The sequence below is a fragment of the Streptomyces sp. CNZ301 genome, assembly GCF_004217425.1.
Genome location: NZ_SHLG01000001.1, coordinates 910050 through 927744, shown reverse-complemented (window position 1 = coordinate 927744; position 17695 = coordinate 910050). Strand labels below are relative to the sequence as shown.

The following is a 17695-nucleotide window of genomic DNA, read 5'->3' as shown; positions in this document are numbered from 1 at the left end:
CGCACGCCGCCTCCCACGACCGGGCGACCGCGCCTTCCGGGGCAGGGGTGGGGGTACCTCCACGGACTGCGTATGGTCGTACCCGTGTTGGAGGAGATGCGGATCAGGTCCCTGGGTGTCATCGACGACGCTGTCGTCGAACTGTCCCCAGGCTTCACCGCGGTGACCGGTGAGACCGGAGCGGGCAAGACCATGGTCGTCACCAGCCTCGGGCTGCTGCTCGGCGGGCGGGCCGACGCCGCCCTCGTACGGGCGGGAGCCACGGCCGCGGTGGTCGAGGGGCGCATAGTCGTGCCGCCGGAGTCGTCCGCCGCGGTCCGCGCGGGCGAGGCCGGAGCCGAACTCGACGACGGGGCGCTGCTCGTCAGCCGCACGCTCTCCGCCGAAGGCCGCTCTCGTGCGCACGTCGGCGGCAGGTCCGTGCCCGTCGGGCTGCTGGCCGAGCTGAGCGACGACCTCGTGGCCGTGCACGGACAGTCCGACCAGCAGGGTCTGTTGCGCCCGGCACGCCAGCGGCAGGCCCTGGACCGGTTCGCCGGGGAGGCCGTCTCCGCACCGCTGGCCAGGTGGACCACCGCGTACCAGCGGCTGCGCAGCGTCAGCGGCGAACTCGACGAGATCACCACGCTCGCGCGCGAACGGGCCCAGGAGGCGGACATGCTCCGCTTCGGCCTGGAGGAGATCGCCGCGGTGGAGCCGCGGGCGGGGGAGGACACCGAACTCGCGGCGGAGGCCGAACGCCTCGGCCACGCCGAAGCACTCGCCTCCGCCGCCACCACCGCGCACGCGGCCCTCGCGGGCGATCCCGAGGACACCGGGCGCCCGGAGAACTCCGACGCGGCGGCGCTCGTCTCGGCCGCGCACCGTGCCCTGGAGGCCCAGCGCGCGCACGACCCCGCGCTCGCCTCGCTCGCCGACCGCCTCGGCGAGGTCTCCATCCTGATGGGCGACGTGGCGGGCGAACTCGCCGGATACGCCGACGATCTGGACGCCGACCCGCTGCGGCTCGCCGCCGTCGAGGAGCGGCGCGCGGCCCTCGGGCAGCTCACCCGCAAGTACGGCGAGGACATCGCCGCCGTCCTCAGCTGGTCCGAGGAGAGCGCCGCACGCCTCGCCGAACTCGAGGGCGACGACGAACGCATCGGTGAACTGTCCGCGGAGCGCGACGCGCTCGTCAGCGAACTCACCGGTCTTGCACAGCAGTTGACGGACGCCCGTGCGGACGCGGCCAAGCGCTTCGCGGACGCCGTCACCGAGGAGCTGGCCGAACTGGCCATGCCGCACGCCCGGGTGTCCTTCTCCCTCAAACGCAGCGACGCTGCCGCCGGGACCCCCGGACTCGAACTGGACGGCCGCAGCGTGGCGTTCGGGCCGCACGGCACGGACGAGGTCGAGCTCCTGCTGGCGCCGCACCCCGGGGCGCAGCCGCGTCCCGTGGCCAAGGGCGCCTCCGGAGGTGAGCTCTCGCGCGTGATGCTCGCCGTGGAGGTCGTCTTCGCGGGCGCCGACCCGGTGCCCACGTACCTCTTCGACGAGGTCGACGCGGGAGTCGGAGGCAAGGCCGCGGTCGAGGTGGGACGGCGGCTGGCGCGGCTGGCCAGGTCGGCCCAGGTCGTCGTCGTCACGCACCTTCCCCAGGTCGCGGCCTTCGCCGACCGGCATCTGGTCGTGGAGAAGACCGATGACGGTTCCGTCACGCACAGCGGTGTGAAGGCGATGGAGGGGGAGTCCCGGGTGCGGGAGCTGTCGCGGATGCTCGCGGGGCAGGAGGACTCCGAACTGGCCAGGGCCCACGCGGAGGAACTGCTCGAAGCCGCGCGCTCCGGTTCTTGAACAGCACCGTACGAGAGCGGCGGAAGCCGCAGCGGCCGGACGGACGGCCTTCTCGGCGGCCCGGGACGGGGCGGTTCTGAAGGCCGGCGGCATCACTCGCGTGAGTGATGGCGGTACCGTACGCATGCGATGTGCCGCACCGCCCGCACAGGCGCGGTGTCCCGGGACCCGCCCGGCTGGCATGCTGGGCGCGCGGCCCCGCCCCAGGGCCCGGCCCCCTTGCCCCACCGACCGCCCGTGCCCCGTGCGGCACCGGCACCGAACCTCTTTGGAGCTCGACCTGCTGTGACCCGTCCCCCCACGACGTCCCCACGCTCAGCCGTCCGGGAGCCGCAGCACGCCGTCCAGGTAGTGGACGGTGCGAGTGCCGGCACCGGAGCCCATGTGCGCTCACTCACGGAGGGGCTGGTGGCGCGCGGCCTTCGGGTGACCGTGTGCGCGCCGCCGGGCGCGGAGGCCGTGTACGGATTCACCGGCGCCGGGGCCCGCTTCGCCCCGCTTCCCGCGCGCAGCGAGCCGGAGGCGGCGGCCGTGCTCCGCCGGCTGTGCGCGGACGCCGACCTCGTGCACGCCCACGGCGTGCGGGCCGGGCTCCTGGCCGTCACCACGCTCACTCTGTCGGGGCGCGCGCGGCGGGTCCCGCTCGTGGTCACCTGGCACCACCGCGGCAGCGCCTCGGGGGCGCGGGCGCAGCTGCGGCAGCTGATGGAGCGGCGCGTGGCCCGTGGCGCCTCGGTCGTTCTGGCGGTCACCACCGACCTCGTCGACCGGGCACGGCGGCGCGGCGCCCGCGACGCGCGGCTCGCGCCCGTCGTCCTTCCCGGCTCCGCCCGCGACGAGAGCCCGCCGGAGCCGCGGGCCGCCGTCGAGAGCCGGGGAGCGCACAAGTCGCGTGCCGAAGTAGGGGCGGTGGGGCGTCCGTTGGTCTTCAGCGTGGGACGTCTGGACGACCGTCACGGCTACGTCACCGCGCTGAGTGCCGCCCGTGCCTGGCGGCACATGGATCCGCCGCCGCTGCTCGCCATCGCCGGCGAAGGGCCGCGGCGGCCGGAGTTGCAGCGGCGTATCGACGACGAGGAGCTGCCTGTTCGGCTGCTGGGCCGGCGGGAGGACGCCTTCGAGCTGCTGGCCGGCGCGGACGTGGCACTGCTCTGCTCACGCTGGGAGAGCCGTCCGCTGCTGGCGCAGGAGGCGCTGCACGAAGGGGTTCCGCTCGTCGCCACCTCGGTCGGTGGAGTGCCCGAACTGGTCGGCGACGCCGCCGAGTTGATCCCTTACGGAAACTCGCACGCCATCGCGTCCGCCGTAGGAGGCCTGCTGGCCGACACCGAGCGCCGCGTGCGCCTCGTCGAGCGGGGCCGGGCCCGGGCGGCGGACTGGCCCACGGAGGAGTCGACGGTGGCGCATGTCCTCAGCGTCTACGACGAGTTGACGGGTACGGGCCGCTCCTGAGCCTCCTCGGCGACCGGTCCCCGGCCGCCACGACTTCGCCTCCGTACCTCTGCGTCCGGCTCCGTCCCGGGCCCTCCGCCTGCCTTCCGCGCGGGATCCGAGCGCCGCCCCCGTCCGGCGCGTTGCCGTTTCTCAGCTCGAATCGCGGACCACCAGGGTGGCCGGCGTGACGACAGGCGCGGGCGGCGCGTCGTCCGTCCCTCCCGCCAGCCCGATGCGCCGCAGCAGCAGTTCGGCCATCATCCCGCCCATGCCTTCCACGTCCTGGCGCACCGTCGTCAGGGGCGGTGATGCCCATGCGGCGGGCTCCATGTCGTCGTAGCCGACCACGGCCACGTCCTCGGGCACGCGGCGGCCGCGGGCCCGCAGCGTACGCAGCGCCCCCGACGCCATCAGGTCGTTCCCCGCGAAGACGGCGTCCAGGGACGGGCAGAGGTCGAGCAGCCGCGCCATGGCGTGCTCGCCGCCCTCGGCGGTGAAGTCGCCCTGCGCGACGAGCGCCGGATCGGCCTCGTGCACGCCGATGCCCAGGGCGTCGCAGTAACCGTGCATCCGGTCCAGGGCGGAGGTCTGGTCGAGAGGCCCGTTGATGACGGCGATGGTACGCCGCCCTCGCTCCTGCAAATGAGCAACGGCCTGTCGTGCACCGTCCCGGTTGTCCGTGTCCACGTAGAGCAGCTCCGCATCGTCCTCGGCACCGGGCCAGCCCGGCCTGCCGCCGAAGACCGCCGGCAGGCCGGACCGGCGGGCCACCGTGGGCAGGGGATCGTCGTCGTGCAGGGAGAACATCAGGGCGCCGTCGACGTGTCCGGCCGACAGGTACCGCCCGATGCGCGCGTAGTCCTTCTGCCGCTCCACCATCATCAGCACCAACTGCGTGTCGTACTCGGACAGTTCGCGACTGATACCCCGCAACTGCTGCGCGAAGAACGGGTCGGCGAACACGCGGCTCTCAGGCTCCGCGATGACGACGGCCACGGCGCCGGTGCGCCGGGTGACGAGAGTGCGGGCGGCGTTGTTGGGCACGTACCCCAGCTCCTCCACGGAGTTCCGCACCTTCTCGCGGACCTCCGCGCGGACGCCGGGCCCCCCGTTGACCACCCGCGACACCGTTGCCCGTGAGACCCCGGCATGGGCGGCCACGGCCTCCAGCGTCGGGCGGGACTGGCGGAAAGTGTGCACGAACAACTCCCTTTCTTTGCCAAGGTCTTGACCAATGGCGAGTTTCATGGGCAGGGTGCTGCCCATGACGTGAGAGCGCTCTCACCCCCCACCAACGAGGAGCGTAAGTCATGCTCTTGAAGAGCGGCAGACGGCGCTGGGCACTTGCAGGCATCGCGGCAGCGGCGGTCATCGGGACCTGTGTGGCCCCGTACGCCCAGGCCGACGAGGGCGACGGCCGGGCGCAGACGAAGAAGGCGCAGGCCCTGGAGGAGGTCTGGCGTACGGACTTCGACGGTGACGCCGGGTCACTCCCCTCCGGGGAGGACTGGATCATCGACAAGGGGCACAGCTACCCGGGCGGGCCCGACAACTGGGGCACCGGCGAGATCCAGGAATACACCGACAGCACGGACAACATCCAGCTCGACGGCGAAGGCCACCTGAAGATCACCGCCTTGAAGGACGGTGAGAACTGGACCTCCGCACGCATCGAGACCAAGCGCACGGACTTCGCCGCACCCGAGGGCGGCAAGATGCGCATCGAGGCGGGCCTCAAACTGCCCGACGTCTCCGGCGACGAGGCGCTCGGCTACTGGCCGGCCTTCTGGACCCTGGGCGAGGCGTACCGCGGCAACTACCAGAACTGGCCCGGTGTCGGCGAGTTCGACATCATGGAGAACGTCAACGGCCAGAACACCACGCACGGAGTGCTGCACTGCGGCACCAACCCGGGCGGGCCGTGCAACGAGACGACCGGCATCGGCAAGGCGCACGAGTGCGCCGGCGACTGCAAGGCGGACTTCCACGAGTACGCGCTCGAACTCGACCGCAGCGGCGGGACCGAGGAGCTGCGCTGGTACGTCGACGGCGAGCAGTTCCACTCCGTGAAGGAGTCCGACGTCGGCGCCGAGACCTGGGCGCAGGCCACGGACCACGGCCACTTCATCCTGCTCAACCTCGCCATGGGCGGCGCCTTCCCGGACGGCGTCGCGGGCTCGAAGACGCCCACCGCCGCCACCAAGCCCGGTGGCTCCCTGACCGTCGACTACGTGTCCGTCGAAAGCACCGGAGGTGCCTCCAAGTGATCAGCCGCAGGTCCCTCATCCGCGGTGCCGCCGCGTCAGCCGTCGCCGTGCCGGCGGCAGGGCTCCTCGTGACGCAGGCCGGCGGTGCGACCCGCAAGAACGCCCGCAAGGCGGCCGGCCCGCTGTCGTTGAAGATCGTCAACAAGAGCGGTCAGTTCGACAACAAGTCGATTCACGTCTACATCGTCGGGAACGACGGGACGAACCAGGTCCACGTCACCCCGGAGGGCGAGCTGAAGACGGTCTCCGCGGGCGACAACGGCAGCGACGGCTTCACCGACTACGCCATTCCGCTCTCGGGCAGCGAGACGACGCTCAAGCTACCCGAGATGTCCGGACGCATCTACTTCGCGCTCGGCGACAAGCTGAAGATCAAGGCGGTCGAGGGCGGCGACGGCAAGGCCGCGCTGGCCTATCCGGCGGGCTGGGTGGAGTCCGACCCCAACTTCGGGGTGCTCCACGACTGCGCGGAGTTCACGTACAAGGACGGCGCGATGTACTGCAACACCACCATGGTCGACATGTTCAGCGTGCCGCTGGGCATCCAGCTCACGGGCGACAAGGACCAGAAGACCGGCTTCCTCAAGGAGGGCGGCCGCGACCAGATCTTCAAGGCCGTCGCCGCCGCCGAGGGCTTCTCCGACCTGGTGATCGACGACAAGCGCGTCATCGCACCCGGACACGGAATGGGCGAGGGGAAGTTCGCCGAGGACTTCTTCGACGCGTACGTCGAAGAAGTGTGGAGCACCTACTCCGGCAAGGAACTCGTCGTCACCACCAACGCCGGCAAGTTCACGGGCAAGGTCAGCGGCGACAAGCTCTCCTTCACCGGGCCCGGCGAGGTCTCCTTCAACAAGCCCAGTACGAAGGACATCCTCTTCTGCGACGGCGAGCTCGCCGCGCCGAACGACGGCACCACCGGGCCGGTGGCCGCCATCCTCGGCGCCGCGTTCAACCGGACCACGCTCGCCTCGGCGGCCTCCCAGCCGACGACCGACCCCGCCGAGTTCTACAAGGGGAAGTCCGCCCACCAGTACGTGAAGGCCATGCACGCGGCCACCGAGGACGGCAAGGCCTACGGTTTCGCATTCGACGACGTCGCGGGCTTCGCCTCCTACATCGAAGACGGCGGGGCCAGCGAAATGACGTTGACGCTGACCCCGTTCTGAGGGAACCGATCACGGGGCCGGCGCCCACCCGCCGGGTCCCCGGGGAGTTCCGGCCCCGGGCCCCCGGGCCGACAGGCCCAGGGGGCGGCCCCTCCCTCACGTCCACGCCCGCTGCCGGTTGTCGCCGGGCAGCGGGCGTGGATTCGTCCGTGGATCCCGTGCCCGTGCGTCCACTTGCGGGGCCCGGGCGCGGGTGGTGCGGCGTCAGCCGCTGTACGCCCCGGAGGCGGTCAGCCGCAGGGCCGTGTCGATCAGGGGCACATGGCTGAACGCCTGCGGGAAGTTGCCCACTTGGCGCTGCAGACGAGAGTCCCACTCCTCCGCGAGGAGACCCAGGTCGTTGCGGAGCGAGAGCAGCCGCTCGAAGAGCTTCCGCGCCTCCTCCACCCTTCCGATCATCGCGAGGTCGTCGGCTAGCCAGAAGGAGCACGCTAGGAACGCGCCTTCCTCGCCGTGGAGTCCGTCGAGGTTGGCGCCGTCCACCTGGGACGTGGGGTAGCGCAGCACGAAGCCGTCCTCCGTGGACAGCTCCCGCTGGATCGCCTCGATCGTCCCGATGACGCGCTTGTCGTCGGGTGGCAGGAAGCCCATCTGCGGGATCAGCAGCAGTGAGGCGTCCAGCTCGCGCGAACCGTAGGACTGGGTGAAGGTGTTGCGCTCCTTGTCGTAACCCTTCTCGCACACGTCGCGGTGGATCTCGTCGCGCAGGTCGCGCCACCTGTCCAGCGGGCCGTCCACGTCACCGGACTCGATCAGCTTGACCGTGCGGTCCACCGCGACCCACGCCATCACCTTGGAGTGCACGAAGTGCCGCCGCGGGCCGCGGACCTCCCAGATGCCCTCGTCCGGCTCGTCCCAGTGGTCCTCCAGGTAGCCGATGAGCTTCAACTGGAGCAGCGAGGCGTAGTCGTTGCGTGAGAGACCCGTCATATGTGCCAGGTGCAGCGCCTCGGTGACCTCGCCGTAGACGTCGAGCTGGAGCTGCCCGGCGGCTCCGTTGCCGATCCGCACCGGTGTCGAACCCTCGTACCCCGGCAGCCAGTTGAGCTCGGCCTCGCCCAGCTCCCGCTCACCCGCGATGCCGTACATGATCTGAAGGTTCTCCGGGTCGCCGGCGACCGCGCGCAGCAGCCACTCGCGCCAGGCCAGCGCCTCGTCGTGGTAGCCGGTGCGCAGCAGGGACGACAGCGTGATCGCCGCGTCGCGCAGCCACGTGAAGCGGTAGTCCCAGTTGCGCATGCCGCCGATGCACTCCGGCAGCGACGTGGTCGGGGCGGCGACGATGCCGCCGGTCGGCGCGTACGTCAGCGCCTTCAGCGTGATCAGCGACCGTACGACCGCCTCGCGGTAGGGGCCGTGGTACGTACAGTGGTCGACCCACTCGCGCCAGAACTCCTGCGTCGCCTCCAGGGCGGACTCCGGGTCCGGCTCGGCCGGGGGGCTCTTGTGCGACGCCTGCCAGCTGATGGTGAAGGCGACGCGTTCGCCGGGGGAGACGGTGAAGTCCGCGTACGTCGTCAGGTCCTTGCCGTACGTCTCGGCGTCGGTGTCCAGCCACACCGAATCGGGCCCCGCGACAGCGACCGTACGTCCCTCGATCTGCTGCACCCACGGCACGACCCAGCCGTACGAGAAGCGCATCCGAAGCGCGGAACGCATCGGCACCCGGCCGCTGACACCTTCCACGATCCGCACCAGTTGCGGCGCGTGCTGCTCACGGGGCGGCATGAAGTCGATGACGCGTACGGTGCCGCGCGGCGTGTCCCACTCGGACTCCAGGACGAGCGAGTCGCCGCGGTAGCGCCTGCGGTCCGCCCTCGGCGGCTCCGTGCCCTCGGCGACGGCGGGACCCACCTGCCAGCACCCGTGCTCCCCGCTGCCGAGGAGACTTGCGAAGACCGCATGGGAATCGAAGCGCGGCAGGCACAGCCAGTCCGCCGAGCCGTCCCGGCCGATCAGGGCTGCGGTCTGCATGTCCCCGATGAGTGCGTAATCCTCGATGCGCCCAGCCACGTATATCTCCAGTCGAACTGTGGCTCGCCCCTTGGGACGTGCGTTGACCTGCGGGTTTCCAGCACACTCAATCACGTGTCCGATCGAGCGTCCGAGCAGGATACGACGGAGCGACGGGCTCTGCCCGCGCTCTCCCCACTATGGATGAGCCTATGCGGTGAGCCTGTACGGGGCCGCTCACGAGGTGCGACCATGCCCTCACTTCGGGGAACGGCACGAGCGCTCCCTGAAGCCGCTGAGCTGTGACGCCGGACGCAGTCGGGCACACGGCGAGACACACCGGGGGAGGGTCGCTGATACCCTGGTGGCCCGTGGACCGGTGGGCGGGAGTTCCCGGATTCGTCCTCGAATCTCCGGCACGGAAGCCCCCCGAGCCGCAGCGACGGTACCCCTGAACAACCGCTCGCGCACCGCTGCGTGACCGAGGTCAGGGCGCCGGTGCGCACCTCACCTCGCTACCACGGGAGCACCTCTTGCCTTTGCCGCCCACGTCCAGGACGACCAAGCACCTTTTCGTCACGGGGGGTGTGGCCTCCTCACTCGGCAAGGGGCTCACCGCCTCCAGCCTGGGCGCGCTGCTCAAGGCGAGGGGCCTGCGCGTCACGATGCAGAAGCTGGACCCGTATCTGAACGTCGATCCGGGCACCATGAACCCCTTCCAGCACGGTGAGGTGTTCGTCACCAACGACGGCGCCGAGACCGACCTGGACATCGGGCACTACGAGCGCTTCCTCGACGTGGACCTCGACGGGTCCGCGAACGTCACCACCGGGCAGATCTACTCCAGCGTCATCGCCAAGGAGCGGCGCGGGGACTACCTGGGCGACACGGTGCAGGTCATCCCGCACATCACCAACGAGATCAAGAACCGCATCCGGCGCCTGGCGACCGACGAGGTGGACGTCGTCATCACCGAGGTCGGCGGCACGGTCGGCGACATCGAGTCCCTGCCCTTCCTCGAGGCCGTGCGCCAGGTGCGCCACGAGGTCGGCCGTGACAACGTCTTCGTCGTGCACATCTCGCTGCTTCCCTACATCGGCCCGTCCGGGGAGCTGAAGACGAAGCCGACGCAGCACTCCGTGGCCGCGCTGCGCAGCATCGGTATCCAGCCGGACGGCATCGTGCTGCGCGCCGACCGGGACGTGCCCCGCTCCATCAAGCGCAAGATCTCCCTGATGTGCGACGTGGACGACAGCGCCGTCATCGCCTGCAAGGACGCCCCGTCCATCTACGACATCCCGAAGGTCGTGCACGCGGAGGGCCTGGACGCCTACGTCGTGCGCAAGCTGGACCTGCCCTTCCGGGACGTCGACTGGACGCAGTGGGACGACCTGCTGCGCCGCGTCCACGACCCCGACCACGAGGTGACGGTCGCGCTCGTCGGCAAGTACATCGATCTGCCCGACGCCTACCTGTCCGTGACGGAGGCGCTGCGCGCGGGTGGCTTCGCCAACAACGCCCGCGTGAAGGTCAAGTGGGTCACCTCCGAGGACTGCCGCACGCCGGAGGGCGCCCGCAGGCAGCTCGGGGACTGCGACGCGATCTGCATCCCCGGCGGATTCGGGGAGCGCGGAGTCGAGGGCAAGCTCTCCTCCATCACGTATGCGCGCGAGAACCGGGTCCCGCTCCTCGGGCTCTGCCTCGGCCTGCAGTGCATCGTCATCGAGGCGGCGCGGAACCTGGCCGGCATCGAGGACGCCGACTCCACCGAGTTCGAGCAGGGCACGGCGCACCCTGTGGTCTCCACCATGGCCGAGCAGCTCGACATCGTCGCGGGCGAGGGCGACATGGGCGGCACGATGCGGCTCGGTCTCTACCCCGCGAAGCTCGCCGAGGGCTCCATCGTGCGGGAGGTGTACGGCGACGAGCCGTACGTCGAGGAACGCCACCGCCACCGGTACGAGGTCAACAACGCCTACCGCGGCGAACTGGAGAAGAAGGCAGGCCTCGTCTTCTCCGGCACCTCACCGGACAACAAGCTCGTGGAGTACCTGGAGTACCCCCGCGAGGTGCACCCGTACCTGGTCGCCACGCAGGCCCACCCCGAACTGCGTTCGCGGCCGACGCGCCCCCACCCGCTCTTCGCCGGTCTGGTCGCGGCCGCCGTGGCACGGCAGCAGGGCGAGGACTGAGGCATGACGGAGGACAGGCCGCCGGTGCGTTCCGGAAAGCACATCGCCGACGCTCCCGAGGCGTGGGAGGTCACCTCGACCGCACTGCCCTTCGAGGGCAAGAAGACCGGCGTGCGTACCGACGACGTCGTCATGCCCGACGGTTCCGTCGTCCGCCGCGACTACCAGGTGCACCCCGGGTCGGTCGCCGTGCTCGCCCTCGACGACGAGGACCGTGTGCTGGTGCTGAGCCAGTACAGGCACCCGGTGCGGGAGAAGCTGTGGGAGATCCCGGCCGGGCTCCTCGACGTCCCCGGCGAGAACCCTCTGCATGCGGCGCGGCGCGAACTGTACGAGGAGGCGCACGTCAAGGCGGAGGACTGGCGGGTTCTTGCCGACGTCTACACCACTCCCGGCGGCTCCGACGAGGCCGTGCGCATCTTCCTCGCGCGCGAGATCGGCGCCGCCGACGGCGAACGCTTCGAAGTCTCCGAAGAGGAGGCCGACATGGAGCTGGCACGGGTGCCCTTGGCGGATCTCGTACGCGGCGTGCTCGCGGGGGAGTTGCACAACAACTGCCTCGTGGTGGGCGTTCTGGCGCTGACCGCCGCGCGGTCCGGGCCCGGTCTGGAATCGCTGCGTCCGGCCGACGCGCCGTGGCCCGCCCGCCCGTTCGAGAAGTAGCCCCCGGCGCGGGCGCTTTGGCCCCGCCGCCCGCGCCCGCCCGCGCGGCCTGAGCGCTCCCGGCGCGTGCGGCGTGCGAACCGCATGCCGTCGCCTGCGGTGAACTACGCTCTGTGCGTGCCCGGTCGCTGCTGCGGCGGGCTCGTACGCGCGGACGCAGGTGGACGGGAGCGTGGCCCGTGACGGATCAGGCGGTGCAGCCCGCAGGCACGGACGGCGCATCCGGCGGCGGGACGCGCGAGGGCGAACCGTGCGAGGACGACTCGCGCGAGGGTGAACCGCGCGGCGGTGGCGGGCCGGCCGGGAGAGCCGCGGTTCCGGCGCCCTCAGGCCACTTCACGGGTCGTGAGAGCGAACTCGCCCAGATGCTGGCCGACATGGAGAAGGCGGGCCTGCACACGCTCTCCGGTCGTCCCTCGCCGCACAGCCGCGTCCTGCTCGTCGCGGGCCGGCCGGGGTCCGGCCGTACGGCGCTCGCGGAGACCTTCGCACGGCAGGCGTCGGACCGCTTCACCGACGGCGTTCTCCGCGCCCGCCTCACCGAGCCCGGCGGCACTCCCGTACCCACGGAACGCACGGCGCGCGACCTGCTGGCGGCTCTGGGCCCCGACCCCGTTCCCGCGGGAGCCGACGAGGACGAACTGACCGGGACGCTGCGGACTGAGCTGGGACGCCGCCGGGTGCTGCTGCTCCTGGACGACGTGACGCTGCCCGAGCAGGTGCTCGACCTGCTTCCCGACACCCGTGACTGCCTCGTCGTCGCCGTCGCGGCCGGGCCGCTGACCGGAGTGCCGGACGTGCGGCCCTGCGCCGTAGGAGGGCTGGACCGCGACGACGCCGTCTCGCTGCTCGCGTCACGTGCGGGCGCCCCGCACCGTACGACCGTCGACCCGCGCAGCGCCGAACTCGTCGCAGAGGCCTGCGGGCACCTGCCCGCCGCCCTCGTCCTGGCGGGCGGATGGCTGGCCGCACGGCCGAAACTCTCCGTGGCGGACGCCGCGAAGGAGCTCGCACAACTGCCGCACAGCGACCCTCTGGAGCGCGCGTTCCGCCTCGTCGCGGGCTCCCTGGCCAAGACGCCGGCCCGCGTGCTGAGGATGCTCGCTCTCGCCCCGGACGGTCTCGTCGACGCTCACACGGCCTCGTCACTGGCGAGCTGCCCGGTGGCGGCCGCCCGCCAGATCCTCGAGGAGTTCCTGCGGCTCGGACTGCTCCGCACCAGCGTGCTCGCGCCCGGCTGCTACGCGGTGCCGCGCTGCCTGGACCCGCTGCTGCGCGCCGAACTCGCGGAACACGAAGGCCCGGACAGGACGGTCTTCGCCCGTGCGCGGATGCTCGAGCGGACCGTACGGCAATTGCGGGCCTGCCATGCCGTCACCGAGCCGGAGGGTTCCGAAGCCCGCGAGCGCCTGGCGTTGCTGCCCCGTACGGTCCGCTTCGCCACGCGCCGAGAGGCGCGCGAATGGCTGGAGGCCCGGCGTCCCGCGATACTCGCCGCGGCCCGGCTCGCCGTCGCGGAGGGCGGCGGCAGACTCGACGGCCTCGCGCGTCGGCTGATCTCCGCACTGGCGCGCGCCTTCGACGCCCACCGCTCGCCCGAGGAGGCCGCGCCGGAGCTCTACCGGCTGCACGAGCTGGTGCTCGACGTCGCCGAACGTGCGGATCTGCAGAGGGAGCGGGCCGCGGCGCTGCTCAACCTCGGGGATCTGGACGCCCGGACGGGCCGGCACTCCCGTGCCCTTCAGCGCTACCGGGCCGCACTGGAGACGGCCCGCGACGGGGACGGCGACGAAGGCGCCGCCCGCGTGCGCAGCGGCCGGGACGGCGGTCCCGGCCGTGACGGACGCCGCGCGCAGGATCATCACGCCGCCGCACGCGCCCTGGAGTCCATCGGCTCCACCTACGAGGACATGGGCGATCTGGAGCGCGCGGCCGACTGGTACGGCCGCGCCCTCGCCCACCACCAGACCCGGGACGCCGCTGCCCCCGCGGCCCGTCTCCACGGACGGCTGGGTGCGGTGCACACCGCCGCCGGGCACTTCGGGGAGGCACTGCGCGAGTGGCGTGCGGCGGCGGCGAACTTCCGCAGGCTGGGCGACGCGTGCGCCCATGCCCGTGCGCTGGCCGAACTCGCCAGGGTGCACGAGCGTGCGGGACGTCCGCAGGAGACGGTGCGCGTGTGCCGTCAGGCGCTCCAGGCCGTGCGGGACGCGGAGGACGTACGGCTGCGGGCGGCCCTGCTGCTCAGGCTGGCCGACGCGTGCGACCGGACGGGGGACGTTCGGGAAGGCGCAAAGCACCGCCGTGCCGCCGAAGAGCTGCTGGATGCGCACGATCTGACGGTGCACATGGAGTAGACCTAAGAAACTAATAGCCGTGACAGAAAAAATTGGTTGTTTGTAAGGCTGGACAGCGCGCGATCCTTCATTAAACTGGCGGAGCCGTGGCCGTCCATGCGACAAGCCGGCATATACCTCCCATGGGCTTCATATGCCGCCGTACCGGGATGTGCGCCACGGATGCTTCCGCGCCCACAGGTGCGGGCACTTCCGAAACAACCCGAAGTCAAGGACCGTGATCGACGTGAAGGTCGGCATCCCCCGCGAGGTCAAGAACAACGAGTTCCGCGTGGCCATCACCCCGGCCGGGGCGCACGAACTCGTACGCAACGGACACCAGGTCACGGTGGAGAGCGGAGCCGGGCTCGGCTCCTCCATCCCGGACGAGGAGTACGTCGCAGCCGGAGCCACCATCCTTGGCTCCGCCGACGAGGTCTGGTCCACCGCCGACATGCTGCTGAAGGTCAAGGAGCCGGTCGCCGAGGAGTACGGGCGGCTGCGCAAGGACCAGACGCTCTTCACCTATCTCCATCTGGCCGCGTCCAGGGAGTGCACCGAGGCGCTCCTGGAATCGGGCACGACGGCGATCGCCTACGAGACGGTCGAGACGGCCAACCGCGCACTGCCGCTGCTCGCTCCGATGTCCGAGGTCGCCGGCCGCATCGCCCCGCAGGTCGGCGCCTACCACCTGATGCGTTCCGCCGGCGGCCGCGGTGTGCTGCCCGGCGGTGTGCCGGGTGTGGCGGCCGGGCGGGCCGTCGTCATCGGCGGCGGCGTCTCCGGCTGGAACGCCACGCAGATCGCCATCGGACTGGGCTTCCACGTCACGCTCCTCGACAAGGACGTCAACAAGCTGCGCGAGGCCGACCGCATCTTCGGCACCAAGGTGAGCACGGTCGCCTCCAACGCCTACGAGCTGGAGCGTGCCGTCCTCGAGGCGGACCTGGTCGTCGGCGCGGTGCTGATCCCGGGTGCGAAGGCGCCGAAGCTGGTGAGCAACGAGCTGGTCTCCCGTATGAAGCCGGGAAGTGTTCTTGTCGACATCGCCATCGACCAGGGCGGCTGTTTCGAGGACGCCCGGCCGACGACGCACGCCGAACCGACCTTCCAGGTGCACGAGTCGGTCTTCTACTGCGTCGCCAACATGCCGGGCGCCGTGCCCAGTACGTCGACGTACGCGCTGACCAACGCGACGCTTCCCTACATCGTCGAGCTGGCCAACTGCGGCTGGCGGGAGGCACTTCGCCGGGACGGGACGCTGGCCAAGGGGCTGAACGTCCATGACGGAGAGGTCTATTACGGGCCCGTCGCCGAGGCCCACGGTTTCGGCAGCCGTGAACTCGGCACGCTGCTGGGCTGATTCAGCACGTCAACCGCGCAAGTCAATGCCGCCGACCTGCCATTGAGGGCACGTCACCGGACGTCACCGGCCCGGCCCGCCGCCGCTGCGGCAGCCGGGCCGGCGACGTATTCCAGGGTGATTCCTCGGTGGCTCCGGGGGGTGACAGCGGCTCAACCGCGGGCTGCGACCGCGCCGTTCACGTGTCTCCGGGCCGCTCCGGCGGCCTCTTCGAAGGGGTGCCCCGACCCGCATTGCCTCTTGACAGCGAAGTGTTCGCAGCTCGACACATCGTGCCGTCTCCGGTGGATTGTGTTGCTGCGAACCGCCGACACGCCATAGAGTCGCCAATCATCGGCATGGTGTCACGCTGACCTGTCTAGAAGTTTCCTGGTCACCAAGGAGGTAGGACGACTTGTGAATGAGTCGACATTTTCTCCCGGGGGTGGTCAACCAGGAGCACCTGCGCGGGGCCAGGAGTCCTCGGGGTCCGAGGGTGTCGGCTCCGTCGCTGTCCGCACCTTCGCCGCCCACCAGAACGCATCACCGACCACGACAGCCCAACAGAGCATGGACGGCCGCCAAGTGAACGCCATGGCCGGCAACTCGGCGGGCGACGAGTCCGCCGAACTCGCCGACTACAGTGACCCGCACCGCGTCCCCTACGGCGAGCTGCCCGAAGGGCACTTCTACGACCCGGACGCGGAGTACGAACCAGACCCCGAGTACGCGGCCACGCTCGCGCCCGACGCCGCCCGGCAGCGCCGCGAGCGGATCGGCCCGACCGGGCGCCCGCTCCCGTACTTCCCGATCCCCGGCCCGGTCAACGAACCGGGCCCGGCGAAGATCATCGCGATGTGCAACCAGAAGGGCGGCGTCGGAAAGACGACCTCCGCCATCAACCTGGGCGCGGCGCTCGCGGAGTACGGACGGCGCGTGCTGCTTGTCGACTTCGACCCTCAGGGGGCGCTGTCGGTGGGCCTCGGCGTGAACCCGATGGAGCTCGAACTCACGGTCTACAACCTCCTGATGGAGCGCGGCCTGGCACCCGACGAGGTGCTGCTCAAGACGGCCGTGGCGGGAATGGACCTGCTGCCGAGCAACATCGACCTCTCGGCGGCCGAAGTTCAGCTCGTGAGCGAGGTCGCCCGCGAGTCGACACTGCAGCGCGCCCTCCAACCCCTGCTGAACGACTACGACTTCATCGTCATCGACTGCCAGCCCTCGCTCGGTCTGCTGACCGTGAACGCGCTCACGGCGGCGCACAAGGTGATCGTGCCGCTGGAGTGCGAGTTCTTCGCGCTGCGCGGTGTCGCCCTGCTCACCGAGACGATCGAGAAGGTGCAGGAGCGGCTCAACCCGGAGCTGGAGCTCGACGGCATCCTGGCGACGATGTACGACTCGCGAACGGTGCACAGCCGCGAGGTTCTGGCGCGTGTCGTCGAGGCCTTCGACGACAACGTCTACCACACGGTCATCGGGCGCACCGTCCGCTTCCCGGAGACGACCGTCGCGGGCGAGCCGATCACGACGTACGCCTCCAACTCCGTGGGTGCAGCCGCTTATCGCCAGCTCGCCAGGGAGGTGCTCGCCCGGTGCCACGCCGAGTGAGTCTTCCTGCAGCTGACGAACTGTTCCGTACGACCGGGGGCTCAGCGGTCCAGCCGTCGTCCCCCGCCAACCAGAACCACGCCAACGGTGAGGAGCCGTCCGGCAAGAGCGCACAGTCCACCACCCGCGTTCCGGCACCCGCCGGTGAACAGGACTCCGCGGGCGCCGCGGATGCCGCGGCCGGCGACGACACGGCCGGTGGCGGCCTCACCGAGGACGGCGGGCAGAGCGAGCACAGCGCCGCGGGAGAGGGCGACGAGTCCACCGCGGAGGCCGGAGCGGCGCCCGGCGGCACCGCCGGGGCGGGCGGCGGCGAACACACCGGCCGTGAGGGCGGCGAACAGGCGAGCCGGCCCGCGCCGCGCCCGGCGGTGCCGGGCCAGGGAACGTCCCAGGCTGCGGCCGGCTCCTCGGGTGGAGGCGGCCAGGCGGGCTCCCCGGGCGTGGAGATCCCGCCCCGGCGGACCGGACAGACGGCTGCGGCAGGCGGCCCGAAGTCGCCGCAGCAGCCGAAGAGTCCGCGGGCGGCCGAGCCCAGGTCCCGTCAGCAGACCGCCGGTTCACCACGGCGCGGGGGGCGCGGCGCCAACAGGCGCCCCAGCGGCCGCGAGCGGCACGACGAGAAGATCACGGTCTACGTCTCCGCCGAGGAACTGATGGACCTGGAGCACGCCCGCCTCGTGCTGCGCGGCGAGCACGGCCTGGCCGTGGACCGTGGGCGCATCGTGCGCGAGGCGGTGGCCGTCGTCCTGGCCGACCTGGAATCCCGCGGGGACGCGAGCATTCTCGTACGGCGGCTGCGGGGGCGCTGAAACATTCCTGTGCGCCACCACATCCGAAAGCGCGGGCAGATGAGTGAGCCGGAACGCCCTGACCGGCTCCTCCCCAGTACGCT

Annotated in this window: 12 protein-coding genes; 10 read left to right on the top strand and 2 right to left on the bottom strand. The window is 71.3% G+C overall.

The features are described 5' to 3' along the window. Nucleotides 1–72: 72 nt before the first annotated feature. The gene (recN, locus tag EV375_RS04200) at nucleotides 73–1833 is read left to right on the top strand and encodes a DNA repair protein RecN (RefSeq protein ID WP_130298248.1); all 1761 of its coding nucleotides are present in this window, start codon (nucleotides 73–75) and stop codon (nucleotides 1831–1833) included. Nucleotides 1834–2118: 285 nt separating this feature from the next. Continuing rightward, nucleotides 2119–3285 (top strand): glycosyltransferase family 4 protein, encoded by a 1167-nt coding sequence (locus tag EV375_RS04195; RefSeq protein WP_486588271.1) that lies wholly within the window; start codon nucleotides 2119–2121, stop codon nucleotides 3283–3285. A 132-nt stretch (nucleotides 3286–3417) separates the two neighbouring features. Here the strand turns inward: EV375_RS04195 and EV375_RS04190 are convergent, their stop codons facing one another. Further along, entirely contained in the window at nucleotides 3418–4467 is a 1050-nt protein-coding gene (locus EV375_RS04190; protein ID WP_486588270.1) for a LacI family DNA-binding transcriptional regulator, read from the bottom strand. Nucleotides 4468–4577: 110 nt separating this feature from the next. On the opposite strand from EV375_RS04190, the gene EV375_RS04185 reads away from it, so the two are divergent. Both EV375_RS04185 and EV375_RS04180 read left to right on the top strand, forming a co-directional pair. Further along, nucleotides 4578–5534: a glycoside hydrolase family 16 protein gene (locus EV375_RS04185; protein WP_130298246.1), complete on the top strand. Its 957-nt coding sequence runs from the start codon at nucleotides 4578–4580 to the stop codon at nucleotides 5532–5534. Then, nucleotides 5531–6703, top strand: a complete 1173-nt coding sequence (locus EV375_RS04180; protein ID WP_130298245.1) for a beta-1,3-glucanase family protein — start codon at nucleotides 5531–5533, stop codon at nucleotides 6701–6703. The genes EV375_RS04185 and EV375_RS04180 overlap by 4 nt, the downstream gene beginning before the upstream one ends. Nucleotides 6704–6907: 204 nt before the next feature. Here the strand turns inward: EV375_RS04180 and EV375_RS04175 are convergent, their stop codons facing one another. Next, complete coding sequence (locus tag EV375_RS04175; RefSeq protein ID WP_165434817.1) at nucleotides 6908–8722, bottom strand: glycoside hydrolase family 15 protein; 1815 nt, start codon at nucleotides 8720–8722, stop codon at nucleotides 6908–6910. A gap of 473 nt (nucleotides 8723–9195) precedes the next feature. Between EV375_RS04175 and pyrG the strand changes: the two genes are divergently transcribed. From pyrG to EV375_RS04145, 6 genes are all read left to right on the top strand, one after another. After that, nucleotides 9196–10848, top strand: a complete 1653-nt coding sequence (pyrG, locus tag EV375_RS04170; RefSeq protein WP_130301590.1) for a CTP synthase — start codon at nucleotides 9196–9198, stop codon at nucleotides 10846–10848. Between the two features lie 3 nt (nucleotides 10849–10851). Further along, entirely contained in the window at nucleotides 10852–11511 is a 660-nt protein-coding gene (locus EV375_RS04165; RefSeq protein ID WP_130298244.1) for an NUDIX hydrolase, read from the top strand. Between the two features lie 179 nt (nucleotides 11512–11690). Further along, nucleotides 11691–13868 carry a tetratricopeptide repeat protein gene (locus EV375_RS04160; RefSeq protein WP_486588269.1) on the top strand — a complete coding sequence of 726 codons (2178 nt, stop codon included), beginning with the start codon at nucleotides 11691–11693 and terminating at the stop codon, nucleotides 13866–13868. Between the two features lie 226 nt (nucleotides 13869–14094). Then, a complete protein-coding gene (gene ald, locus EV375_RS04155; RefSeq protein ID WP_130301588.1) occupies nucleotides 14095–15210 on the top strand; it encodes an alanine dehydrogenase in 1116 nt (371 codons plus the stop codon). Nucleotides 15211–15606: 396 nt separating this feature from the next. Next, entirely contained in the window at nucleotides 15607–16800 is a 1194-nt protein-coding gene (locus tag EV375_RS04150) for a ParA family protein (RefSeq protein WP_130298243.1), read from the top strand. Further along, the gene (locus tag EV375_RS04145; RefSeq protein ID WP_130298242.1) at nucleotides 16797–17612 is read left to right on the top strand and encodes a hypothetical protein; all 816 of its coding nucleotides are present in this window, start codon (nucleotides 16797–16799) and stop codon (nucleotides 17610–17612) included. The genes EV375_RS04150 and EV375_RS04145 overlap by 4 nt, the downstream gene beginning before the upstream one ends. Nucleotides 17613–17695: the final 83 nt, after the last annotated feature.